Source organism: Edaphovirga cremea (assembly GCF_003332275.1).
GTDB classification, from domain to species: domain Bacteria; phylum Pseudomonadota; class Gammaproteobacteria; order Enterobacterales; family Enterobacteriaceae; genus Edaphovirga; species Edaphovirga cremea.
Genome location: NZ_QOVA01000008.1, coordinates 55,330 through 78,987 on the forward strand (window position 1 = coordinate 55,330; position 23,658 = coordinate 78,987).

Consider the following 23,658-nt stretch of genomic DNA (forward strand, 5'->3'; position numbering starts at 1 on the left):
AGCTGCAAGGCTTTCACGGCTGCCTCCCTTTCACTCACCGATCAAAATCGCCAGGTAAAACCGGCGTTGACGCTGTTGTCCTGATGGTTTTTCGACAGTAGACCGCCGTAGCCCAGCGACAGCGTGGCGTTGTCGTTCACCACCACTTCCGCCCCGGCCTTCAGCACCATGCCGTCACGAGATACCGGCACACTGTTCACCACGAACGGCGCGTTGCCGCCGTTGAACCTCAGCCCGGTGCCGCGTTCCAGCTCGCCGTACTGATGCTGCCAACCCAGCTCGCTGCGCAGCGCCACCTTCGTGCCTTTGCTCCCCTGCCACTCGGTGTCTGCACGCAGGCCCAGCGTCGATACCGTCGCGTCCGTGTGCTGTTTGTCGCCGTGCAGCGCCGCAGCGCCGCCGTTTTCCTCGATGCCGTTGTTTTCGAAGTTCACGTAAGCCAGATTGGCGAACGGCTCCAGGTTCAACCAACCGCCCTGCACGCTGTACCCCGCCTCGGCGAATAGCTGCTCGGTGCGCGCGCTGTACTTCGCCGTTTCACGGTCCGACTGCGCACCGTAGTTCACCGAGCGCGAGGTGTCGATGCGATGCCAGGTGTAACCCGCTCCCGCACGCAGCGCCAACGCACCGATTTGCTTATCGCCGTAGGCCGCCAGGTGGTAGTTGTCGCTGTCTGCATTCGACACATAACCACCGTCCAGCGAGGTGCGGGTATAACCCGTTGCCACCCCCAGCCGCCAGTCGTCCGCCAGCGCCGAGTCCAATCCTATCAGCACCCCGTAGGTCGAGGCCTGATATCCGGTCGCGTTGGCATCGCCTGATGCGTGGTCCCACGCCCCCAGCAACTGCGCCCAAGCCCCGCCGTCATCCGCCTTGATGCCCGATGACGCCACCAGCCCTTCCGCCTGACGCAGGCGCCCATTCAGCGCCTCGCGCAGATAGCGGCTGTCGTTCACCAGCGCCGAGGCGATGTCCGCGTGAATTTGCCCCGACAACTGGCGGAACGCCTGCCGCGCATCCGCCGCTGTGCCACTATTGAGAATACTCTCATACACGGGGTTGCCCGCAGCCAGCGCATCTGCCGCCGCCGCCACCGCGCGCTCGTTTTGCGTCTGCGCTACGCTGGCGAAGGCCGTGTCGTTGCGCCCGATATTCAGCGTCACCTGGTTCGGTTGATAGCTCAGCCCGGTGCCGAGGAACAGGTAGTTCGGTGCCACCGAGTCAAACTGCCCGCTCACGCCCTGCTGCGCGCTCAGGATGTTGTACTGTTGCTCCAAAAGGCTATGCACTTCGCTTTGCGACAACAAATTACTGCTGTTTTCCAACGATACGGCGACTTCACCACCGCCGATCGCTGCTGAGCCGCCGCTCTCGATCCGATCGCTCCGTCCATTCGGCCCCACTTCCACTTCGTAGTGCGAACCTGGCTCGAAGCTGACGTTGTTGATCACGTTCAGAGTGCCGATCGAGTTGCCCGGCACCACGGTGCCACCGCGATGAGCGGTCAGCGAGCCGACGCTGCCGGCGCCGCCGAGGATGCCGCCGTTGTGCACACTAACGTCAGAGGAAACTGAACCATTAACTATCAAAGAACCCTGATTAATCAGGGTCGGTCCGAGGTAGGTGTTTTTTCCGGTTAACGCCAGTGCACCAATCCCCGTTTTTGTTAAACCGCCATGCCCGCCAATATCATTTACCCAATTATCATAACCACATTCGGTACTGCTGCAGATACGCTGATTACTGGTTCCGGATTCAATGACTGCACCAACACCGGGGATATTGGCGATAAATTGCGTTTGCGTATAGGAGCCATCAATATATAAATCCTTTGGAATATCATCTGCTGTAACAAACATTTTTGGGCCATCAATAGCACTTCCTAAATTGAGTTTTCCCCATCCGTATACAGCATCTATTCCCTTTTCACCAAGGTCAGTGGCGGTGGTAAGTAACACTGTGGTTATTTGAGACGTCGTCATGTAAGGAAATCGCTGCATGAGCACAGCCGCCGTACCTGAAACCATCGGTGCAGCCATCGATGTTCCGGTTTTTAATCCATATTTTGGTAAAATCTCTTTTTCACCTGTCTGAATATAGAGCGCATAGTCCGTTTGTGCCGTGGTACTATAAATATCGGTACCAGGTGCAGAAATACAGTAACTTGCCGTATATCCACAACTTGTGGAAGAAGCATCCAGCATGTCATTCTGGGTCAAGTTAGCTGCGATAATGAAGTTATTTAATACATCAGGGAACAAATAAGGGAGGGAGGATTCGCCTAATGGCACATTGTAGTTATTTTCATTACCCGCAGCAAATACAATCAGTTTTCCAAAACGCGCGCTTCGTACTAAAGCAGCATGTTCGGAATTGTCAGAATCAAGTTCTGATGATGGTACAGGGCTATTGCTTAAAGCATTAATGATATTGATATCTTCTGCTGTGAATTCGTCGATGGCGTCTTGCTTCGTCACTTCAACGTAGAACGGCGTACCGTCGGGAAGGAATATCTCGTTACCATTTTCATCCTCATAGATAGGAACATCAGGTCCCCAACTGTTACTAAAAATACGCGTATTGCTTTGTATTAGATATTCAAAATAATTATTATTTGACCCCAGGAGTTTAGCTGAAACCAGTTCTGAATTATAAGCTACGCCATGCATACCTTGACCATTGCGAGCTGCTGCGGCTATCCCTGCTACATGTGTCCCATGGTCGCCAAAAATATAATCACCCAGGTTCGGGAAATTAGGGTGATCTGAAAAATTATACGGATCAGCTGCATCAATTTTATTAAGTTTTCCTGCAAACTCCGGATGCGTAAAGACAGACTCATCAAATATGCCGATGCTTACGCCTTCACCATTATATCCCCTTGCGTAGGCGTAATGAGCACCTATATATTCGAGTGCCCATTGATTATTAAACTCGTTTGTTCTCCAACTATCTGGTGAGCCAGTTTGCGCAGTTTCTGTATAACCGTCAGTCGATAACGCTCTGAAAGAAACCAGCACAAACAAAAATAAACCGCACTTTTTAAATGGTAATCTTCTCATTTTGATGATCTTCCTTGTTGTCAGTTCCTTGAATGATAATTTTTGCTGTTTTGTTGCGCTAAAGCTAACACATAAAAGGAGAGCACTTGTGCAGTTATGGTTACTGCGCTTTGATGAAAAGGGCATCCTGTTTTTACGCCAGCCGATCGAACAACAGCAATCTGACGGTGGCAAGAACCAGCAACTTACCTTACCACGCGCTGAATGATACTTACGCACAAATATCTGAGGGTAGATCGCTGAAATCGGCCTGCGACTGCATCAGCGGAGATTGAGCCATGTTCAGCCCTGCTGCAGCGCGATGAAAATGCAACTCTTCGGCGACCACAATGAGTTGATGAAGCAGGCGGGGTTTCTATCAGGGGAAATCAGTCCGCAATGGTCGTTAGGGGCGCTGGGAGTCAACGTAGAGTATCCAAAGCCTGGAGGACATGGTTGTCCCTGAATACTCCTGTTGATGCTTGATCTTATAGGTTTTATTACACCTGATTATGTTAGGGATAATATCGCGATGAGCAATCTTTTATTCTGTCCATTTTCGTTATAGCAATTTCATACGCTGCAAAGTGGTGAAATTCTGGTTAGCTGTCTACCCTTATTAAGGTCAGAGAGACATTACTACGGAAGATTATTCTTTGCGTCACTTCGTTTGGCAGGTGTGTTTTCCACGCTTTTCTGCCCGATGGCGCGCGTTAAAAATATCGTCAACATTGCGTATTCATGCCTGCTGCTGAATATCGCTGTTCAAACGTGATGAGGGAGTACGTTATGACAGATTATGATGTAAATAGCCGGCCAGTTACTGCCGATGGATATATCAACACCCATTCAGCCGTGCCTTTGAAGCGCATATCCTGGAGTGCGGTAATGGCAGGTGTGATATTATCCATTGTCGCCTATATATTAATTGCCATGCTTGGTACTGCTATCGGCGCAGGCACTATTGACCCCTTGAAAGAACAGAATCCCCTTGATGGTATTGGCATAGGAGCGGGCATATGGATGATCGCCAATATGCTTATTTCCTGTGCCATTGGCGGATATGTTGCTGGTCGTCTCGCGCAACGTGAAGGTGCGCTGCATGGTGTATTGATGTGGGGTGTAAATACCCTGATCTGCGCCTGGCTGATTGTGGTGGTATTTTCCAGTGCAATCAGTGGCGCAGCGAATATCGCCGGTTCGGGATTGCAAGCTATTGGTAGCGGAATATCCAGCATTGCTCCGCGAGCGACGCAAATGGCGAAGGAGAAGTTGCAGGAAAATAATATCAATCTGGATCAGTTACAGAATGAGTTGGAAACCACGCTACGCCAAACGGGTAAACCCCAACTGCAGCCAGAAAATCTTCAGGGGCAAGTCCAGTCTGAAGCCAATAATGCGCAGAATCAGGCGCAGGCAACGGCCAACCATCCGCAAACGGCAGACACCGATGTAGCCAAATGGCTGCAAGGGGTGATAAGCCGGGGTGATCAAACGCTGCAAGCGGCTGATCGTGATGCCCTGAAAAATATCATTAAAGCCCGTACCGGTAAGACCGATGCAGAAGTTGAACAAATCGTACAGCAAGCTGAAAAAACGTACCAACAGGCTTATCAGAAGTATCAGGAACTGAAAGCTGAGGCGGAACAGAAAGCGCGTGAAGCTGCCGATGAAGCGGCTGCCGCAACGGCCAAGGCAAGTTGGTTCAGTTTCTTCCTGCTGATCATTGGTGGCGTTATCGCCGGTGCCGCCGGTGCGTTGGGTCGTCGTACCCAGCCACACCGTCGCCTGGCAAGCGATCGTCCATTGAAATAGCAACAACCGATCGACAGCCCCCGTTTTATTTATGCGACGGGGGCTTTTTTATCTCTGATAATCCCGACTTATTCCGGTCTGGCCGGAATGTTCAACCCGCGCTGTACGGCCGGGCGCGCGAGACCTCGTTCCAGCCATTCGCCCACGCGGGTGAAGCGATCAAACTCAACCAATTCACGTGCTTCGTAGAAGCCGATCAGATTACGCACCCAACCAAGCAGGGAGATGTCGGCAATGGTGTATTCCGCGCCCATGATCCAATCGCCGCCTTCCAGCCGACGTTCGAGAACACCCAGCAAACGCTGTGACTCCGCCTGATATCGCTCCAACGGCCGCTTGTCCTCATATTCCCGTCCGGCAAATTTATGGAAAAAACCGAGTTGCCCAAACATTGGCCCGACGGCTGCCATCTGGAAGAACACCCATTCGATGGTTTCGTAGCGCCTTTCAGGTTGCAAAGGCAGCAATTGCGACGTTTTCTCGGCGAGATACAACAGGATTGCACCGGACTCAAACAGTGCAAAAGGTTTACCCTCTGGGCCATTGGGGTCGAGTATTGCCGGTATTTTGCCATTGGGATTCAGCGACAAAAACTCCGGAGTCCAGGTTTCATTCTTGCCGATATCGATCAAATGCGCCTCATAGGGCAAGCCGATCTCTTCAAGCATAATCGATACTTTTACCCCGTTTGGTGTGGGCAAAGAATAGAGTTGCAGGCGGTCAGGGTGCTGTGCAGGCCAGCGGGAAGTGATCGGAAATTCAGATTCAGTAAACATAACAATCCTCTTGGGGAAAGGTGTGATCGAGTCTGTTAAATCAGTCGCGGCGACAAACTGACCATTGCGGTTCTCTTGAAACGGCGGTTATCTGAGACTTCCACCGTTGTTAACGTCTAAGGATAGTATTTAAAGAGAGAAAATCCGACGTTAAAGGTGCGTTTTGCGCAGATTTCACCTTGGCGGTATTGTCCCCAGGTAGAATGGGAGAGCGAGGGGTTGCAGGTGCAATACGAAAATCAATCGACTATGCGAAACGGGGTTTAATTCCTGTTATAGTTGAACCAATAATCTTAGCCAGGTCAGCTTTCGGCAGATTAGCGCTGAACACCCCATCCAGTGATAGCGATGACAAGACAAGGCGTCGCCAGGTCTGGAAACGGGGCGAGTTGAATATAAATTGGTTGAATATAAATTGCAGGAAGGGTTGATGAAACAAAATTTATCTATCAGATGGGCCTCCTTCAGGGACTTCGAAATAGTAAAGACTCTCATCGAAAAGGGATCTGTCACGCTGGCAGCGGAAATCCTCGGAATAAGCCAACCGGCGGTAAGTAAAGCAATAGCCAACATTGAAGGTAAGTCAGGGAAAACGCTGTTTCTCAGAGAGAAAGGGAAGTTAATCCCGACCAAAGATGCGTTATTTGTTTATGAAGAGATCCAGAATATTTTCACGTCGCTCGAAAGGATTGATGACAGCAACTGGAATATTGATTCGAAACAAGTGATCAGAATCATCACCACCCCCACTATCGCTTATTCATTTCTTGCCCCCTTAACGGCTAACTATATGAAAGAAAGGGGTAATATCAAAGTGATTTTTTCTGTTGTCAACTCGGTTGATATGCTGAATGAAATCAGGGAAGGCAGGGCTGACATTGCATTAGGCAATGCAAATATAAACAATAACCTTGCCGATCTTAAGGAATACCCGCTTTTTAAGTCTAAAATTATCTGCATCCTGCATAAAAACCATGAACTGGCAGACAAAGAAAAGTTAACCATCCATGATCTTAACTACAGAAATTTGATCATGTACACAGCAAGAAACATACTGTCATCCAAACTTAGAAAAATATTTTCGGTTAATGGTGTCGAACCAAACATTATCGCAGAGGTATCCGATTCCATGGCGGCACTGCACTTCGTGAGGGAAAATATCGGTATTAGTCTGGTTCCGGAATTTCCGACGTGCAATTTGTTTGATGAAAATATAATTGTGAAGCAAATCGACATGGATATTTATGATGAAATGATGCTGCTGGTTTTGAATAATTCACTCAATCCCTACTGCATTGATTATATCGAGTATGTCCAGGGATGGGATAAATAGAGTATTTCAGACTGCTACAGTAATGAAATACTCTATTGATTAATCAATGAAGTGACGGGCAAGTACTGGAAATAGCCGCGTAACGATCATCCGCAGAACCATCATCCGCGTAACTATCACTATTATAACTATCACCATTGTAACTATCACTATTATAACTACAGGCTGGTATTTTTCAGTACAAAGTCAACGCAGTCCTCAGCTTCACCAATGTAGCTGGTTTCATCAAGTAGCGTTTCGATGTCGATAGTTATGTTTATATCACCACTAACCAATTGATTTCTAATACAATCAGAAAACGGTGCCTGCGTCCTGACAGACTCCATGGCCGCTTCGTACAACACATGGTGCGCATCGGAACGCCCTATGTCCCTGGCTAACGCCATCATAATGGACTCGGAAAGAATAAGCCCTTTGGTCTTCTTGATGTTTTCAAGCATTTTTTCAGGGTAAACCTGTAGCCCCTCTATCAATTTATATAGATTCTCTGCAACGGATATGCTCAGAATAGCAACTTCCGGAAGCGTAACATCCATCACATTACTTTCGGCAGCATCACCCTCGTTCATGCGAATCATTGACATCAATGACAGAGGAACGCGCGCCCTGAGTAATTGGCAAAGCCCGACAATATTTTGCGCATTCTGCGGGTTTCTCTTTTGGGCCATCGTCGAGCTCCCCACTTTCCCGTGGTGGAAATTTTCCTCTACTTCAGCCAATTCTGTGCGTTGTAAAAATATAATTTCCTGGGCTATTTTTTCTGCCGCGGCAGCAAGCTGCCCGAGCACTGAGACATAATGAGTCAGAGAATCGCACGATGTTCTCACCGGGATCGGATTGGATTCAAGGCTCAGAATACTCGCCATCGTCTCCTGAACCTGACGACCTTTACCCTCCATCGCCGAATAGGTGCCGACCGCCCCGCCCATACTGACAATGAAAGCGTCATGGGTGGCAGCAGCCAATCGTTTATTGATTCGGTGTAATTCCGCATACCAGCCAGCGACTTTAAAACCGAAAGTGACAGGAAGGGCATGCTGACCATGTGTTCTGCCTGCTTGTGTGTAACTTTTGGATTGCAAGGCCAAATTTCCAAGTGAAATGAGTGCCTTATCTATAAACTCACTGATCAGTAGATGACTTTTTCTAAGTTGCAGTACCGCACCAGTATCGAAAATATTCTGGGTGGTCGCTCCCCAGTGTAAATACCCGGCAGCCTCCTTACCGCATACCCGCTCAAACTCTTTCAGGACCGGAACAAACGGGTGGCAGGTTTCACGTATCCCCGCCTTAATCCTGTCAAGATTAAGCAAATCTGCTTTCCCCGTGGCAAAAATTCTGTCAGCCGCAGAGTGTGGGATCATCTTCAATTCGGCCTGCGCCTGGGCCAATGCAGCTTCTACGTCAAGCCAAGCCTGAATGGTATTAACATCTGACCAGATATCTTTTGCTTCTAAGTTAAACCAGTGCCCTGTAATGCAGGATTCAAACATGCCAGTGTTCATAGCTCACTCCGTATTACCAATAGGTTATGTATATATCACCTATTTATTAATATTAGTTATCTCCTGACAGGTCAACGGATTAATCATTTACTTCTGCGATTTTTTCTTTTTGAGATCATAGTCACATGATTTGTATGTTATGTGATCATATCATAAAAGTAATACTATGACATCAGGTGAAACGACATGCATGAGTTAATGGTAAAAAAAGCAAAAACTATTGTTTTTATGACAGTCAGCATCATTGCCCTGTTCGCGCTGAAATTTTCCTTTGGCGATAAGGCTTTCATTCTGGCGACGTCTTTCCTGGTCATCGTTTTGGTTTGTATGGGCATTGCCAGAAAGTACTATGCCCAGGCGGTGATTATTTCCGGGGGGATTGCACTTTTAATTATCACATCGGTTGCTTTTCCGGAAATTAGCATAACGAAGGCAGGATCCGGCTCCAGGTTCCTCGATATATTCATTGAAGTAAAATCGCTTTTTTCTGACAGTATTTCCAAGTTGGGATTGATTATTATGGTGATCGCCGGCTTTTCGAGATATATGAACGACATTGGCGCATCGGCAAAGCTCGTGGAACTGTGTGTCACGCCGCTTAAAAGGATCAATGCGAAATATGTGCTCCTTGGCGCCTGTTACATCCTAATGCAGATACTGGCTCTCTTTATATCAAGTCCCTCGGGTCTGGCCTTATTGATGATGACAACGTTATATCCGGTCCTGAGATCTATCGGATGTACAAAGGCGGCGGTGGCAGCAGTTATTGCATCGGGGATTTGTATCGATTACGGCCCGGCAGCCACGGGAAGCGTTCTTATTTCAGAGCTGACAGGTTATGATCTGTTTTCAGTATTCGTTGATAAACAAGTGCCTATAGTCGCCATTTTATTTCTCGTCATTGGCGTATCGCATATGTTCATGCAGGCTTACTGGGATAGAAAAGAGCAGGCCAGCGCGGTAGAGAGTCACGTTGAAAGCGGTGAGATCAAGAAAAATGACGATATTCCTACCTATTACGCCCTACTGCCAGTGGTACCGATGATCGTTCTTTTTGTCTTTTCCAGTATTATTGAAGAATATCTACCGTCTGCGCTGCATTTTAAAATCGATGTCGTCTCTGCAATTATCCTTTCATTCTTCATTGCCTTTATTATCGACTCATTCAGAACGTTTGACCTGAGAAAGTCAACGGATAAAGTCGTGGGGCTCTTTGATCAAATGGGTCAGTCGTTTATTACTGTCGTATCAATTCTGCTTTGTGCTCAGGTACTTGTTGCCGGGATCATCAAAATTGGATTTATTGATACGCTCTTTGGATTTATTCCCAAAGAGGGACATTATGCTTACCTGATTGTTATCATATTCAGTCTGTTGATTTTCTTTGGTTCCGTGATTATGGGTACGGCGACCGTTTTTAATGCCTTTGCCCCTTTAAGCGCAGAGGTAGCCAAAGGAGCAGGGATTTCTGTATTTAAGATGCTGGTTCCTTTGCATTTTTCTGCGAGTTTAGGCCGTAGTTTTTCTCCCATTTCAGGCGTCATTATTGCCGTGTCAGGTTTTGTCGGCGTAACCCCCTTCGAAATTATAAAACGAAATTGTGTGCAACTGGGAATCGCTTATGTACTGATGATGGCATTGTCCTTGACGATTCTATAACGACGTTATACGTGACCTCGTACTTGACCTCGCGGGATAATAATTATTCTTATATTTATCATCCCGCTTTTTTTCACTTTTATCAGGTCTGCCGTAAAACCGCTGCCTTGAGTCTGGGAATACAAGGCACGGTTTTCTACCTACTGTGTAGTCCAAACAAAATCTGCGCTTTCAGCCGTCACGACGGTGCCCTGCTCCGCCAGCATCAGCACCACCGACGTCGCCTGAGAATCAAGGTCGCGGATATGCAAAGGAACACCCAGTTTTTTTGACGCGTGATATCCACCAACAATCAACAACGCGGGCGTTGGTGCTGCCAGCAACCGCTCGGCCATACGTCGATCGCGCTGCTGCTGAATCGCCAGCATCGATTTTTGTTGATCGGGCTCTATTTTGCCACCATGAGAAACACGGATCGTTTCTGCTATCGCCGCTCTGACATCGGGTTGACTGGAATAATTTCCTGCCGGAAAAACAGGGGTTTGATAGAGCGACAGGATTTCATCACGATCGAGATTGGCGGAAAGCAGCGGATAATTCCCCCTCATGGCGGCCATCACCACACCGTTGTACATCGACCAATCCCAACTTTTCTTCCAGTCGAGTTGTTCTGCGATCTCGTTGGCGTTGCCGTCTGGGTGACTCTGTAACCACAACCTGGATTTATTAACCCTGTCTTGCTGATTTGGCGTGAGCATTTCCATCAGGACGCTACCTTGCGGACGTTGCTGCGCCAGGTTCTCCACCAGCCACTGCTCTATTTTATGGTGACTGGCATTGTCATGTTTTTCCCCGACAATCACTCGCGGCGCCGCCGCCAACTGTTCGAGCAACTCTCCCGACGTGATTGTTTTTCCGCTACGCAAATCAACGATCGAATCTGCAACCGGAGCAGAAGACCCTTTTTCCAAGGAATCCGGTGCCGTCTGGCTGCATGCCGACAGCAGCATGGCAGAAAATAAAACCCAGATTTTCAACATGTAATCTATTATCCGAAATCAATATATGCTCGGAATATTATAGATAATGATTATCATTTACAATAAATTCGGACTCGGGTGAAGAGACTGGCCATGCCCTGCTCCGCCCTCTTCGCCCGGCCAGACGTTTTGTCCCCTCTTTCTTGCCGACATGATTCCTGGCATGAATTGCAGTGTTTTTCATTCAACGCTGCTTACCGACATCATCCAACGCTTCAAGCATCGGACTGAGCAGATAACTGAGGATCGTCCGTTTACCGGTTTTGATTTCAGCGGATACCGACATACCCGGCTCGAGTGAGCGTTGGGCCCCTTCTATATTCATCAGTTCCTGTTCGAGCTGGATCACCGCCTTATAGACCAGTCCCAACTCTTTATCTTCAATGGCATCTGTCGAGAGTTGACTCAATGTGCCGGTTACCCAGCCGTAACGGGTAAAATCAAAGGTATCGATCTTCACCGTTACCCGCTGACCAAGACGCAGAAAACCGACATCCTGATTGCTGACCCACACTTCCGCGCTCAATTTCTCGCCATCCGGCACGATTTTCAACACCTCCTGAGGCGCTTCCACCGCCGCTCCCGCATCACGGAAGACCAGGGATTCCACGGTTCCAGTCACCGGCGCACGCAACTGATACTGTCGAAGTACCGCCTCAAGCTGACTCAGTTGAGTAGCCAGCAACGCGTTCTCCGTTAAGCGCTCCACCCGCTCCTGCTGCAATTTCTGGATTTTATCCGCCTGATAAGCGCTCAGTTCGACTTTTGATAACTGATAAGCGGCCTGCGCTTCACGTACCTTGGCTAATGCAGACTGTGCGCTGTAATTCGCCTCCAGCAAACGTTTTCGAACCTCAAGCAAACTGTCTTCGCTGGTACCACCGCGCTGATATAATGACTGCAATGCGTTGTACTGTTTCTGATAGATAGGCAACTGCCCCTGCGCCATACCTTGTTGAGCTTCAAAACCCTGCAATTGCGCTTGCAGCGTCAGTTGATTATTGCGGTAACGCTGCTTTTCCTGCCTGTCAGCCGCTATCTCTGCGTGCAAATGTGCCGAAACAGGAATACTCAAGGCATCCTGTTGATTAAGCAGGTTTTCAGCGTCATGTTCAGCGCCATCAATTAGTATATCGGTATACTGCTTGAGTAAAATATCCAGCCGCTGGATATTCAGCGTGTTCAATCGCTGACGCAGAATGTTCTCTTCCCTCTGTGCCACAAGGGACGTATCGTTCAGGCGCACCAACACCTGACCTTTTTCAACGCGTTCACCTTCCTTGACGAAAACCTGGGCAATCTCTGCGGTCACCGCGCTGTGAACCGGACGGGAAAGGAGATTGACGACCAGCTTTCCACGGGTGATCGCTACAATGTCCACTTTACCCAATGCTGCCCAAACCACCGATATGACGAGCAGTGTCATCACCACCCACATAATGATCCGCCCCAAGGGTGAAGGGGGAGTCTCCTGGACTTCAAGTACCGCAGGCAGAAAGTCATGGTGTTTAGCTTTCATGTCTCACTCCGCTCTGTAAATAGTGCAATCTGGCATACATGCCTTTCTGTTGCAGGAGTTGCTGGTGTGGCCCCTGCTCAATAATGCGTCCCCGCTCCATCACCACAATCCGATGCGCCTGACGCACGGTAGAAAGGCGATGGGCAATGATAAATACCGTCCGGTCACGACAGATGTCCGCCATATTTCGCTGGATAATCTCCTCTGATTCGTAGTCGAGTGCGCTGGTCGCCTCGTCAAAAATCAGTAGCTTGGGTTTGGTCATTAACGCTCTGGCAATACCGATACGCTGTTTCTGCCCGCCTGAAAGTTGCCCTCCCTGCTCGCCTACCGGCGTGTCATAGCCAAGGGGAAACTCACTGATAAAATCATGGGCCCCCGCAAGCCTGGCAACGTCAATCACCTGTTCCAAAGAAGCGTCCGGCAGTGCCAGCGAGATGTTGTCGCGGATCGAACCATTGAAGAGTTGGGTTTCTTGCAGCACAACACCGATTTGCTTTCTCAGCCAGTGCGGGTCTGTTTGGGCGATATCAATGCCATCAATGAAAATCTGCCCGCTGGAAGGAAAATAGAGACGCTGAATCAGACGGGTCAGGGTACTTTTCCCTGAGCCAGAACGGCCAACGATACCGATTATCTCGCCGGGACGAATGGCAAGATTCACCTCCGCTACAACCGGTGCGGCATCAGGACGATAGGCGAAACTGACGTTGGCGAAACGAACCGCTCCCTTCACTTCCGACAGCACATTACCGCTGCTCTGCTGGTGTTCCGGCGGCACATTAAGAATGTCGCCCAGGCGTTTGACTGAGATGGAGACCTGCTGAAAATCCTGCCACAGTTGGACCAACCGCAATACGGGCGCGGTAACCTGACCGGCGAACATATTGAAGGCAATCAGTGCGCCGACCGTAAGTTCCCCCTGGATCACCTGGTCGGCACCGTACCAGAGGATGGCAACGCTGGTTATTTTGCTTACCAGTTGCGAGATTTGCCCGGCGATATTACCGAGATTCTGCGTTTTAAAACAGCTGGTTACAAACGCCGCAACCTGCTCATCCCAACGGCGGGTCATATGATTTTCCACCGCCATCGCTTTTACCGGTTCAATACCCGTAATACTCTCCACCAGAAAAGCCTGATTCTTGGCACCCTGCTGAAATTGTTCATCCAATCGACGACGCAATACCGGTGTAATTGCCGCTGACAAGATGATGTAGGGAATGAGCGAGGCGATGACAATCAGAGTGAGCGGTACGCTATAAAAAGCCATAACGATGAAAAATACGATCGTAAATAGCAGATCCAGACAGAGTGTCAGCGCGCTGCCCGTAAGGAACTCACGGACAGTTTTCAGTTCATGCACGCGCGCAACCGTCACCCCAACCTGCCGCTGCTTGAAATAGCCCAGTGGCAACGCCAGCAGGTGTTTATACAGCAGTGAACTCAGCGTGACATCAATGCGTTGCGAGGTGTGCGCCAACTGATAGTTACGCAAGCCACCGAGAACCACATCAAAAAACGCGATAGTCAGCATACCCAGCGCCAGCACATCCAGCGTGGTTAAACTTTGGTGCGCCAAGACTTTATCTACGACAACCTGAAAAAACAGCGGTGTTACCAGCGCCAGTAACTGGATAAAAAAGGAGGCCAGCAAGACTTCGCCCACCAGTTTTTTATAGCGAAAAAAAGCGTGGGCGAACCAACGCAGGTTGAATTCCCGTTCCAAACTCTCCCACGAGAAGCGGCGGGTGAATAAAAAACCGCTGAAGTACTGCCCGGGATCGGGTTGAATAATGTCGGGTTTATGCTGATCCCTACCCTGAATCAGCCACTTCCCCTCTTTAATCGCCAGTACCACCACATAGCCGCGATCCGGCATGAAAACGATAGAGGGTAAGGGCATTTTTTTCGCCTGGCCGCTCAGATTTTTGACGTAACGGCACTTTAACCCACAACTTCGGACTGCCCGAACAAATTGCACCTGAATCTCGTGCTGCTGGTCGACATAAAACTGCTCCTGCAAAGCAGGAATATTCACGGCTATGCCCCAATAACGAGCGATCAGCGAAAAACCGTGCCATAGGTTCTGATGCGAATCTGGCATTAATCACATTTCCTTGTGCGCATGCTTAAGGCCGCTGAACCCAATAGGTCCAGCGGTTATCCATGATGTAAAATTAAGAATAAGTCGACGGGTTAAAACTTGGGATCCTCTGGGAAGAGAGCGTCAGTGGAGCAGACATATTAACTCCGTCGCTACTGTCGCTGTCATCGGTGCTGAGGAATTGGCAAATTTCTTGCCGCATCAATTGGCTAGAGTAGTTCATCTCAGAAGAAGCTATAACCGGAAGTGGAATACCGTAATTCAGATAGTTAACGATATCTTCTGGTAGCCATTTCGTGCCGTCCGCAAAGGAGATCTCGTTCAGTTTCATGCCGTCATTGAAAAAATAGTCTTTGACCGTGATTTTATCGCTGCTGTTGGCGAAAGCGATCACCAGACTGTCCTGACCACTCAGCATACCGGTCGTGATATAGCGTGAGAGGATGACCTCTTCGGGACTAAACCCCTCACCAAATTGCAGGGTATCGGTCTTCGCCAGACCGGTGTCGTTATTGTAAATGGTGTCCTGCCCATCACCCGCATTAAACAGATAGGTGTCACTGCCTGCACCACCCTCAAGGTAGTCATTGCCCTGCCCCCCGATCAGCACATCATTTCCGGCTTCGCCGTACAGCTTGTCGTCGCCCTCACCGCCGGACAGTTGGTCATTGCCAGCGTTGCCATACAGCAGGTCATTGCCGTCTTCACCGGACAATACATCCTTGCCCGCTGCACCATGCAGCGTATCGTTGCCTCCGCCGGCAAAAATCTCGCTGCCTTCGTTGTAGGCACGCAGCGTCTGCGCCTCAGCGGTGCCCAGCAGGAGTTGGGACTTGATGGTCTCACGGTCCCAGCTCGTACCGTCGGCAAAGACAATCTGGTTCAGTTGCATGCCGTCATTGAAAAAATAGTCTTTGACCGTGATTTTATCGCTGCTGTTGGCGAAAGCGATCACCAGACTGTCCTGACCACTCAGCATACCGGTCGTGATATAGCGCGAGAGGATCACCTCGTCGGGACGAAGCCCTTCACCAAGTTGCAGGGTATCGCTCTTCGCCAGACCAGTGTCATTATTGTAAATGGTGTCCTGCCCATCACCCGGGTTGAACAGATAGGTGTCACTGCCTGCTCCGCCCTCAAGGTAGTCATTGCCGCCTCCCCCGATCAGCACATCATTTCCGGCTTCGCCGTACAGCTTGTCGTCGCCCTCACCGCCGGACAGTTGGTCATTGCCAGCGTTGCCATACAGCAGGTCATTGCCGTCTTCACCGGACAATACATCCTTGCCCGCTGCACCATGCAGCGTATCGTTGCCTCCGCCGGCAAAAATCTCGCTGCCTTCGTTGTAGGCACGCAGCGTCTGCGCCTCAGCGGTGCCCAGCAGGAGTTGGGACTTGATGGTCTCACGGTCCCAGCTCGTACCGTCGGCAAAGACAATCTGGTTCAGTTGCATGCCGTCATTGAAAAAATAGTCTTTGACCGTGATTTTATCGCTGCTGTTGGCGAAAGCGATCACCAGACTGTCCTGACCACTCAGCATACCGGTCGTGATATAGCGCGATAGGATCACCTCGTCGGGACGAAGCCCTTCACCAAGTTGCAGGGTATCGGTCTTCGCCAGACCGCTGTCGTTATTGTAAATGGTGTCCTGCCCATCACCCGGGTTGAACAGATAGGTATCACTGCCTGCTCCGCCCTCAAGGTAGTCATTGCCGCCTCCCCCGATCAGCACATCATTTCCGGCTTCGCCGTACAGTTTGTCGTCGCCCTCACCGCCGTACAGATGGTCATCGCCAGCGTTGCCATACAGCAGGTCATTGCCGTCTTCACCGGACAATACATCCCTGCCCGCCGCACCGTGCAACGTATCGTTGCTACCTCCGGCAAAAATCTCGCTGCCTTCGTTGTAGGCACGCAGCGTCTGCGCCTCAGCGGTGCCCAGCAGGAGTTGGGATTTAATGGTCTCACGGTCCCAGCTCGTGCCGTCGGCAAAGACAATCTGGTTCAGTTGCATGCCGTCATTGAAAAAATAGTCTTTGACCGTGATTTTATCGCTGCTGTTGGCGAAAGTGATCACCAGACTGTCCTGGCTGCTCATCATGCCGGTCGTGATATAGCGTGAAAGGATCACCTCGTCGGGACGGAGTCCCCCACCTAACTGCAGGGTATCGGTCTTCGCCAGACCGGCGTCGTTATTGTAAATGGTGTCCTGCCCGTCCCCCGGATTGAACAGATAGGTGTCACTACCAGCACCACCCTCCAGTGTGTCATTGCCTGCCCCTCCCCAAAGCACATCGTCTGTAGTTTTTCCGGTCAATACATCATTACTTTCACTACCGAAAAATGTCTGTGCTTCTGGTATTCCAAGACGTTCCCTCTCATTACTGAAAGATGGCATGTATGCCAGGTACGCATAAAGTACATTGCTCAATTCGAGGTAACGTTTCATATCCGTTACCTTCAGGCTCTCCAGATGTTTTTCAAAAACATCAAAATTGAAGGTCACTCCCTTAAGATCTGGTATCAACTCAAGACTAATCAGGTCGAAGTCGCTGCTGTACACTGTCTGGGCTAATAAATGTGCCTCTACATATGCAGCAAACTGCGCGAACTCATCTTTCAGAATAGTCGCTGCATTTGAACCCGGATCCACCCAATTACTGATATCACTCTTAAAACCCTCGCCTGTGGCTACCTCCAGCACCGCCAACCAACGGGCATCGATATAGCTGCCTCGACTGCCAGGATCCACGTCTTTAACTCCAGCCCAGGTAAAAAGAATATTCTGTATGAAATCAGATCTTTTGGCAGCTATCGGATCTGCAACATACGCCAGAATTAGGGAGGTTAATTCAGCATTCAGGCTCATTGAGATATGCAAATCGGCCATGTTACCGAATCCGCGAATAAAGGGGAGGTCTCTAATAGCTTGGCTAATTTCAATTTTGCCTTTATAAAGCGAATATCCTTTGTTGGTATTAAACCAGACATCAGCCGATATCCCGGCTCTCCCGTCCGTATAAGTAATGCTTCCTTGCTGTTTATGAGCATTCCCATGTTCATCAATATATGTAGAATTGCTATATTCCGTACTGAGTGACAATACCCCGGCATCATCCATGGAAAGCAACTCATCATTATCGACCACGCCATTGCTGTTGCTATCCTGCCAGATCCGAAGTTGTTGCCAGAGAGCATCATTACTGTCAAGTATTCCGTCCTGGTTTTCATCAAGCTCCTGCAGGGCTTGATAACCATTTGCAGCAAGTTTACCGCTCTGCAAAATGAAGTTGTTACCAAAAAGTTCACTTCCGGTATCGATAAGACCGTTACCGTCACGGTCTATTACGAGAAGTCCGTCATCAGGGGCCACCCATCCGGTATTTTCAGCGAAATAATCCCCATTGTGATCAAAAAAGATACCCCTCTCTATGGGTAATGTTTCAATACCGTCACCATCAAGATCAATAATGATAGGAGAGGCCACCTTGGCAGCTCCTGACGTATCAGGACCGGCTCCAGGCACTGAAGGGTCATATAATCCAGGAGGTAATAACGACTGGCCAGTCTCCGGATCAACCAATCCATATTTTTGTACGCCATCCAAAATGGCTTTCGCCATGTCCTCTGCCGCATCTGATGTCAGGAACGTCGCAAAGGTAAGGACAACAGCCGTGCCAGCAACAATGGGGTTCCGTGTATAGCCCGCAACGATTGTCGCGATATCGGCTCCGGCCGCTAACCAGTCACTGACCGTATCAGTGCCTGCTTTATATTTAGTCAGCACATTAATTACTGTAGTTGTTGCACCCAACTTACCGCTCATAACGTTGATGAATTGTTTACTGTTGGGATACTTATCTGCAAGAAATATCTCAAAAAGGATTTGAACAAGATCCGTAGTACTAACAACCACGTCTCCGTCAGTGCTTTCTGCCATTAAATTACTTCTTTTTTTAATCATAAATCACCACCTTGCTATTATATCGCAGATAAAAGTTACGTTGAATTTCGTTATAGTTAAAATAGCGATGACGTATTTTATTACAAGGAAGATATGCGTACTTTTTTCTTCTGGAACTTCTCTTTTATATTTTTTTTGTAATCTTTTGGGGAATGTAATCTGTCGATAAGCCAAGACACCAAGTAGGGTCGCAAGAAAAAATGAAATAACGGCTAATATATCCGTGGTGATTCTTGGTGAAAGCAGCCTATTAAATGCGAGGCCAATAAGCTCAAACGCAAGGATAGAAATAAAAAAATACATTAACTTTGTGCTATTCTCTTTCAATAAAACATCAGTTGCAACACCATCATATTTCATCACTCTCTCCTGTTAATAAAAAGTCTTCCATTGACAATGGTGAACCTGTAACCATAGCAATGCCTGACATGACGGGATTCCCTGTATATCCTGCTACAAGTTTTGTAGGACCCGCACTCACCGCTAGCCGATTGCTAACGGTATCCGTTCCATGTTTATATTTATGCATTAGATTTGTAAAAGAAGCTAAAGCACCAAATTTCCACTCATAACTTGAATAAAATTTTTAGGTAATTTCCTATTTAAAAACGGTTCAACTACCAGTTGAATTACATTCGTAATTGATACGGCCATATCCCCAGAAATATAATATTGTGGATGGTTTGACATTTATTATTTATCTCGATAAAATTTTGCGCATTAATGACACATTGGTAATAATTACACCAATAATTACAATCACAGCCTCAACAATATATAACGAGCCGCCAAAAACATCGTTAGATATATCGTCTCTTCCATATGTATATTTCAATATTTTAGGAAAAACTATAGTATAAAAACAGAAAAGAGAATTGAATATTACAACGACAAACAAGACAATAGAAACCCAAGAAAGCACCGCATTAACTTCTTTCACATAAAGTATGTAGGCTATTGCTTGAAGAGGGACAGCCGACAAAGAATATGTGTAAAACCTTTTTTCGTTCCTTTCAATTAATTCGTAAGTTCCTATACCATCATACTTCATACATTCATCCATATTGAAAATATGTTATCAGCATCAGGACATCCGCTTCCCGACAATTCATTGATAAGCACATGTAATCATTATTACACAATTAATGTCAATAGTGCTTATTTTGCTTTACTAGAAAATAGATTTATGATTTTTTCATTCACACATAATAAATCACTATCAATAATAGTATGTGTGAAATAAAAAACGCCGCATATCAGAAATGAATATTAAACCCTGGCAAAACATAGATCGCCTAAAATAAAACAACAAAAAAAAAGGTAAAAAAACACATAAAACTGGCGTGGAGTGTAATCATCTCAAGTAAATTTAAATAGCAAAAATTAATGCTGCCATTTCATTATAGGATTATATTTCCTGCTGTTCGCATTTCCTATAGGTCACAATAACGAAGACAACATCTATGCCTACACGTTGACAAGAAATCCCCGCAAAAATCCCGGTATTGACGTCAATCTGCTGATAATGATGAATGGTCAGACACCAACCGATGATCTTGTCATGCGATTCTTCTGATTTAGAAGAGCCTGCGGGGGGACTCGCTTGCTCAGCCGTCAGTCTGACAACGCTACCTCAAGGTGCTTCATTGTGACCGTTCCGGGTTTGATGCATTGGTTGAATTTTTCTGTATGGGGAGAGAAGTTGAACTCTTTTGCTGCGGCCAGTGCTTTTCCCAGCGTTGCCCATTGCACGTAGTCAATCCAATGCGCGCCCTCCCCTTTGAGCAATTTTCGGCCAAGATAGCCCGGGCAGGTATTCAGAAACACCAGGGATTCTTCTGCGCAGGCGATCACCGTTTCAGTAGAGATATCTCCAGCGGTTTCAAAGGTAACAATTTCAATGATCATGGGTACTTTCCTGTATTTAAACATCCATTGCCAAAATGTAGCGCAACGCATTTCACGCCGAGCAATACTGTATTTATATCCAGTTAAAATCAAGATTTTTCTCTGGAAAAACCGACCCGCCTCTCAACTTTCCCACAAGAAAAAAGCGAGGGGGCGGAATGAAAAATCCAAAAAAATGCCCGCCGGTTATCGCTGGCGGGCTCGCTTATCTCAGGCAATTCGTGGCGATCAATTGATTTCAGGATGCTGGTCGATCAGGTTCTTTCTTTTCTTCTCAAGTTCAGCAATTTGTTCATCAATATCTTCAATTTTATGCTCGATATTATCGTGATGTTCTTGCAGTATCTCTTTGGCCTCAGCCCGGTCAGACGCGGCCGGGGTGGCACCTTTCAGCGGTCGATTCGCCGTCTCTTTCATGAAGACACCGGTCGCCAGGCCAATCAATGCCACCACCATCAGATAATAGGCTGGCATGTAGAGATTCTGCGTGGATTCCACCAGCCAGGCCGCCAGCGTTGGCGTCAGACCGGCCACCAATACCGACACGTTGAACGCGATGGCCAGTGCGCTGTAGCGAATGTGCGTGGGGAACATTGCCGGTAAGGTCGAGGCCATCACGCCGGTAAAGCAGTTGAGCAATACCGCGAGGATCAGCAATCCACAAAATATCAGGCCAATCACGCCACTGTTAATCAGAATAAAGCTGGGGATGGCCAGAATAAACAACCCGACACTCCCAAAAATTATGAAGGGCTTGCGGCCAAATTTGTCACTCATCAACCCCATGACCGGTTGGACAAACAGCATCCCCAACATGATGGCAATGATAATTAACACGCCGTGATCCTCGGAGTAATGCAAGCTATGCGACAGATAGCTTGGCATATACGTGAGCAGCATGTAGTACGTAACGTTGGTGGCGATCACGATACCCATACAAACGATCAGATTCTTCCACTGTTTGGTGATAATTTCACGGAAGGAGACCTTCGGTGGTTGAGCTATCTGGTTGCGCGAATCGCTGTCAATTTGGTCAACGTGCTGCTGGAAGGTCGGGGTTTCTTCAAGGGCATGACGCAGATAAATACCAATCAATCCCAGTGGAGCCGCGACGAAGAACGGAATACGCCACCCCCACTCAAGGAAGTTCGCTTCACCGACAATGCTGGAAATCAGGATAACAACACCCGCACCCAGCACGAATCCGGCAATGGAACCGAAATCTAGCCAACTGCCCAGGAAGCCACGTTTTCTGTCCGGTGAGTACTCTGCGACAAAAATTGCTGCCCCGGTATATTCCCCGCCGACGGAAAAACCCTGCGCCAGTTTGGCAAGCAACAACAGTATCGGTGCCCAAATTCCTATTGAGGCATACGAAGGTATCAGACCGATACAGAATGTACTTACTGACATGATGATGATGGTGACGGACAAGACTTTTTGCCGCCCGAATTTGTCGCCTAATGCGCCAAAAAAAAGACCACCCAGCGGCCTGACCAGAAATGGAACGGAGAAAGTTGCCAGCGCCGCGATCATCTGTACACCGGGATCTGCGCCTGGGAAAAATACCTGACCCAAGGCAAATGCCACAAATCCATAGACGCCAAAATCGAACCACTCCATCGCGTTACCCAATGCCGCCGCCGTGATGGCTTTTTTGAGCTTTGTGTCATCAATGATAGTAATATCATTGATTTGCATCGGTTCTACGCGTTTTTTTCTTAATCTCATCTCTACTTCCTTTGTTCAAAATAGCTCTAACGTTTTCAACGTGAGATATTTGGGTTTGCTTTACTCTTCATAAATTTCAAATCATTATAGGATCTATTTATGAATAGTTGTAAACACTGGTAACTTTTGAACAATTTGAGACAAAATTTTGTGCCGGGGATTTTGCCCAGCTTGCCATGCTGTTTTCTCTATCACAAACCAGTATGAATGGATTAAAAAAGGTTGACCCATGGCGGTCACCCTCAAGACATAACCAGCATATTTGAATATCAGCCGATGCTTTTTATATAGGAGATATTGCCTTGCACACCTTCTGGGATGTCTCGATTATCACCGCCAGAATGAATATTCCCCCAGGCAACAATCGAACCATTGGATCGCAAGGCGACATAACAGCCCGACATGCCAATAACACGGACGATATCAGTCAACGCGGCAATTTCTGGGGGAAGCATGCCCTGCTGGTTTTCCATGCCCCACTGCATAACTTGTCCCGTACTTCTTAAAATAGCGAATCCAGTTCCGCCTGGGATAATATCGACAACATCTTTCAATTCACTGATAGCAGGAGGAATAGCACCGTAGGAAGATTCCCCCCACGCAAATATTTCCCCTTGGTTATTGCGTACACAACATGCGCCCCAGGTTGCATGAACTACCACTAAATCCGTCATTGCAGCAATACTGTCTGGAGCAATAGGAATACTGTCATATCCCCAACTTTCTACCTAAGGTGCTGTGGTACCGAGGAGTACAAATGCGCCACCATCTGAGGTCAATTGGATGATGTCCCGACGCTCGGTAACAGAATATGGCAACGACGCGCCATATTGCGGTTCTCCCCAGGAAATGACGCACCGTCGGACCTCAAGGCAACAGCCGAGTTAGTGCTGCTGAAAATTCCGATAACATCATGATTATCAGCTGGTTGTGGGGGCAGAAAACCTTCAACGCCGAAAAAAGTGACGCTGCCATCATCCGTTCGGATATTCATTAAGTTACTACAGCCTATTGCGTTCCCCACATTCAACGTAACGGGTAAATAACCCGCAGAGGAAACGGTGAGCAATCGCATTGGTGAGATATCAATGAAAGCATCGCCTTCACTACCTTTCACGTCACCATCATAAGTCCAGATGGCAACAATGGGTTGTCGGGTAATAGGATCCAAAGCGGCCAATCGAGTCGGAGATGCTGTATATGAAATTCCATAAGTTCGTCTTGAGCCCATAACAAGTAATGCTTCATTCGCTAAATTTTTCATCATAATTCTTCTTTTTTATTCAGGCTGGGTTTATTAAAGGAGAGTTTATTAACAGA

Annotated in this window: 16 protein-coding genes; 3 read left to right on the forward strand and 13 right to left on the reverse strand. The window is 48.0% G+C overall.

What is annotated here, in order from left to right:
* Nucleotides 1-41 precede the first annotated feature (41 nt).
* Entirely contained in the window at nucleotides 42-3,062 is a 3,021-nt protein-coding gene (locus DRI82_RS12845; protein WP_114194246.1) for an autotransporter outer membrane beta-barrel domain-containing protein, read from the reverse strand.
* A 768-nt stretch (nucleotides 3,063-3,830) separates the two neighbouring features.
* Here DRI82_RS12845 and DRI82_RS12850 point away from each other — a divergent pair.
* On the forward strand, nucleotides 3,831-4,856 hold the full coding sequence (locus tag DRI82_RS12850; protein WP_245956834.1) for a TIGR04086 family membrane protein: 1,026 nt from the start codon (nucleotides 3,831-3,833) through the stop codon (nucleotides 4,854-4,856).
* 68 nt (nucleotides 4,857-4,924) lie between these two features.
* Here the strand turns inward: DRI82_RS12850 and DRI82_RS12855 are convergent, their stop codons facing one another.
* The gene (locus tag DRI82_RS12855) at nucleotides 4,925-5,632 is read right to left on the reverse strand and encodes a glutathione S-transferase N-terminal domain-containing protein (protein ID WP_114194248.1); all 708 of its coding nucleotides are present in this window, start codon (nucleotides 5,630-5,632) and stop codon (nucleotides 4,925-4,927) included.
* Between the two features lie 430 nt (nucleotides 5,633-6,062).
* Here DRI82_RS12855 and DRI82_RS12860 point away from each other — a divergent pair, with 430 nt between their 5' ends.
* Complete coding sequence (locus DRI82_RS12860) at nucleotides 6,063-6,965, forward strand: LysR family transcriptional regulator (RefSeq protein ID WP_114194250.1); 903 nt, start codon at nucleotides 6,063-6,065, stop codon at nucleotides 6,963-6,965.
* 158 nt (nucleotides 6,966-7,123) lie between these two features.
* On the opposite strand, the gene DRI82_RS12865 is transcribed toward DRI82_RS12860, so the two are convergent.
* Complete coding sequence (locus DRI82_RS12865) at nucleotides 7,124-8,470, reverse strand: class-II fumarase/aspartase family protein (RefSeq protein WP_114194252.1); 1,347 nt, start codon at nucleotides 8,468-8,470, stop codon at nucleotides 7,124-7,126.
* A 186-nt stretch (nucleotides 8,471-8,656) separates the two neighbouring features.
* On the opposite strand from DRI82_RS12865, the gene dcuC reads away from it, so the two are divergent.
* A complete protein-coding gene (gene dcuC / locus DRI82_RS12870) occupies nucleotides 8,657-10,129 on the forward strand; it encodes a C4-dicarboxylate transporter DcuC (protein WP_114194254.1) in 1,473 nt (490 codons plus the stop codon).
* Between the two features lie 140 nt (nucleotides 10,130-10,269).
* Here the strand turns inward: dcuC and DRI82_RS12875 are convergent, their stop codons facing one another.
* From DRI82_RS12875 to DRI82_RS12920, 10 genes are all read right to left on the reverse strand, one after another.
* Nucleotides 10,270-11,106, reverse strand: coding sequence for a ChaN family lipoprotein (locus DRI82_RS12875; protein ID WP_211317662.1), 837 nt, complete (start codon nucleotides 11,104-11,106; stop codon nucleotides 10,270-10,272).
* A 187-nt stretch (nucleotides 11,107-11,293) separates the two neighbouring features.
* A complete protein-coding gene (locus DRI82_RS12880) occupies nucleotides 11,294-12,628 on the reverse strand; it encodes an HlyD family type I secretion periplasmic adaptor subunit (protein WP_114194258.1) in 1,335 nt (444 codons plus the stop codon).
* Nucleotides 12,618-14,735, reverse strand: a complete 2,118-nt coding sequence (locus tag DRI82_RS12885) for a type I secretion system permease/ATPase (RefSeq protein WP_114194260.1) — start codon at nucleotides 14,733-14,735, stop codon at nucleotides 12,618-12,620. The genes DRI82_RS12880 and DRI82_RS12885 overlap by 11 nt, the downstream gene beginning before the upstream one ends.
* Before the next feature lie 73 nt (nucleotides 14,736-14,808).
* Nucleotides 14,809-18,675, reverse strand: coding sequence for a calcium-binding protein (locus tag DRI82_RS12890; protein WP_170138706.1), 3,867 nt, complete (start codon nucleotides 18,673-18,675; stop codon nucleotides 14,809-14,811).
* Between the two features lie 27 nt (nucleotides 18,676-18,702).
* Nucleotides 18,703-19,059: a hypothetical protein gene (locus DRI82_RS12895; protein ID WP_114194264.1), complete on the reverse strand. Its 357-nt coding sequence runs from the start codon at nucleotides 19,057-19,059 to the stop codon at nucleotides 18,703-18,705.
* 337 nt (nucleotides 19,060-19,396) lie between these two features.
* Nucleotides 19,397-19,750 (reverse strand): hypothetical protein, encoded by a 354-nt coding sequence (locus DRI82_RS12900; protein ID WP_114194266.1) that lies wholly within the window; start codon nucleotides 19,748-19,750, stop codon nucleotides 19,397-19,399.
* Between the two features lie 563 nt (nucleotides 19,751-20,313).
* Nucleotides 20,314-20,607, reverse strand: coding sequence for a hypothetical protein (locus tag DRI82_RS12905; RefSeq protein ID WP_114194268.1), 294 nt, complete (start codon nucleotides 20,605-20,607; stop codon nucleotides 20,314-20,316).
* 228 nt (nucleotides 20,608-20,835) lie between these two features.
* On the reverse strand, nucleotides 20,836-22,338 hold the full coding sequence (gene proP, locus DRI82_RS12910; protein ID WP_114194270.1) for a glycine betaine/L-proline transporter ProP: 1,503 nt from the start codon (nucleotides 22,336-22,338) through the stop codon (nucleotides 20,836-20,838).
* A gap of 269 nt (nucleotides 22,339-22,607) precedes the next feature.
* Nucleotides 22,608-23,012 (reverse strand): RCC1 domain-containing protein, encoded by a 405-nt coding sequence (locus DRI82_RS23865; protein WP_157968065.1) that lies wholly within the window; start codon nucleotides 23,010-23,012, stop codon nucleotides 22,608-22,610.
* Nucleotides 23,013-23,113: 101 nt separating this feature from the next.
* Nucleotides 23,114-23,605 carry a hypothetical protein gene (locus DRI82_RS12920; protein ID WP_157968066.1) on the reverse strand — a complete coding sequence of 164 codons (492 nt, stop codon included), beginning with the start codon at nucleotides 23,603-23,605 and terminating at the stop codon, nucleotides 23,114-23,116.
* Nucleotides 23,606-23,658 lie beyond the last annotated feature (53 nt).

Coding starts and splice junctions, on each gene's coding strand:
- DRI82_RS12845 (WP_114194246.1), bottom strand. CDS start 3,062: ATGAGAAGATTACCATTTAAAAAGTGCGGTTTATTTTTGTTTGTGCTG.
- DRI82_RS12850 (WP_245956834.1), top strand. CDS start 3,831: ATGACAGATTATGATGTAAATAGCCGGCCAGTTACTGCCGATGGATAT.
- DRI82_RS12855 (WP_114194248.1), bottom strand. CDS start 5,632: ATGTTTACTGAATCTGAATTTCCGATCACTTCCCGCTGGCCTGCACAG.
- DRI82_RS12860 (WP_114194250.1), top strand. CDS start 6,063: ATGAAACAAAATTTATCTATCAGATGGGCCTCCTTCAGGGACTTCGAA.
- DRI82_RS12865 (WP_114194252.1), bottom strand. CDS start 8,470: ATGAACACTGGCATGTTTGAATCCTGCATTACAGGGCACTGGTTTAAC.
- dcuC (WP_114194254.1), top strand. CDS start 8,657: ATGCATGAGTTAATGGTAAAAAAAGCAAAAACTATTGTTTTTATGACA.
- DRI82_RS12880 (WP_114194258.1), bottom strand. CDS start 12,628: ATGAAAGCTAAACACCATGACTTTCTGCCTGCGGTACTTGAAGTCCAG.
- DRI82_RS12885 (WP_114194260.1), bottom strand. CDS start 14,735: ATGCCAGATTCGCATCAGAACCTATGGCACGGTTTTTCGCTGATCGCT.
- DRI82_RS12890 (WP_170138706.1), bottom strand. CDS start 18,675: ATGGCAGAAAGCACTGACGGAGACGTGGTTGTTAGTACTACGGATCTT.
- DRI82_RS12895 (WP_114194264.1), bottom strand. CDS start 19,059: ATGAAATATGATGGTGTTGCAACTGATGTTTTATTGAAAGAGAATAGC.
- DRI82_RS12900 (WP_114194266.1), bottom strand. CDS start 19,750: ATGAAGTATGATGGTATAGGAACTTACGAATTAATTGAAAGGAACGAA.
- DRI82_RS12905 (WP_114194268.1), bottom strand. CDS start 20,607: ATGATCATTGAAATTGTTACCTTTGAAACCGCTGGAGATATCTCTACT.
- proP (WP_114194270.1), bottom strand. CDS start 22,338: ATGAGATTAAGAAAAAAACGCGTAGAACCGATGCAAATCAATGATATT.
- DRI82_RS23865 (WP_157968065.1), bottom strand. CDS start 23,012: ATGACGGATTTAGTGGTAGTTCATGCAACCTGGGGCGCATGTTGTGTA.
- DRI82_RS12920 (WP_157968066.1), bottom strand. CDS start 23,605: ATGATGAAAAATTTAGCGAATGAAGCATTACTTGTTATGGGCTCAAGA.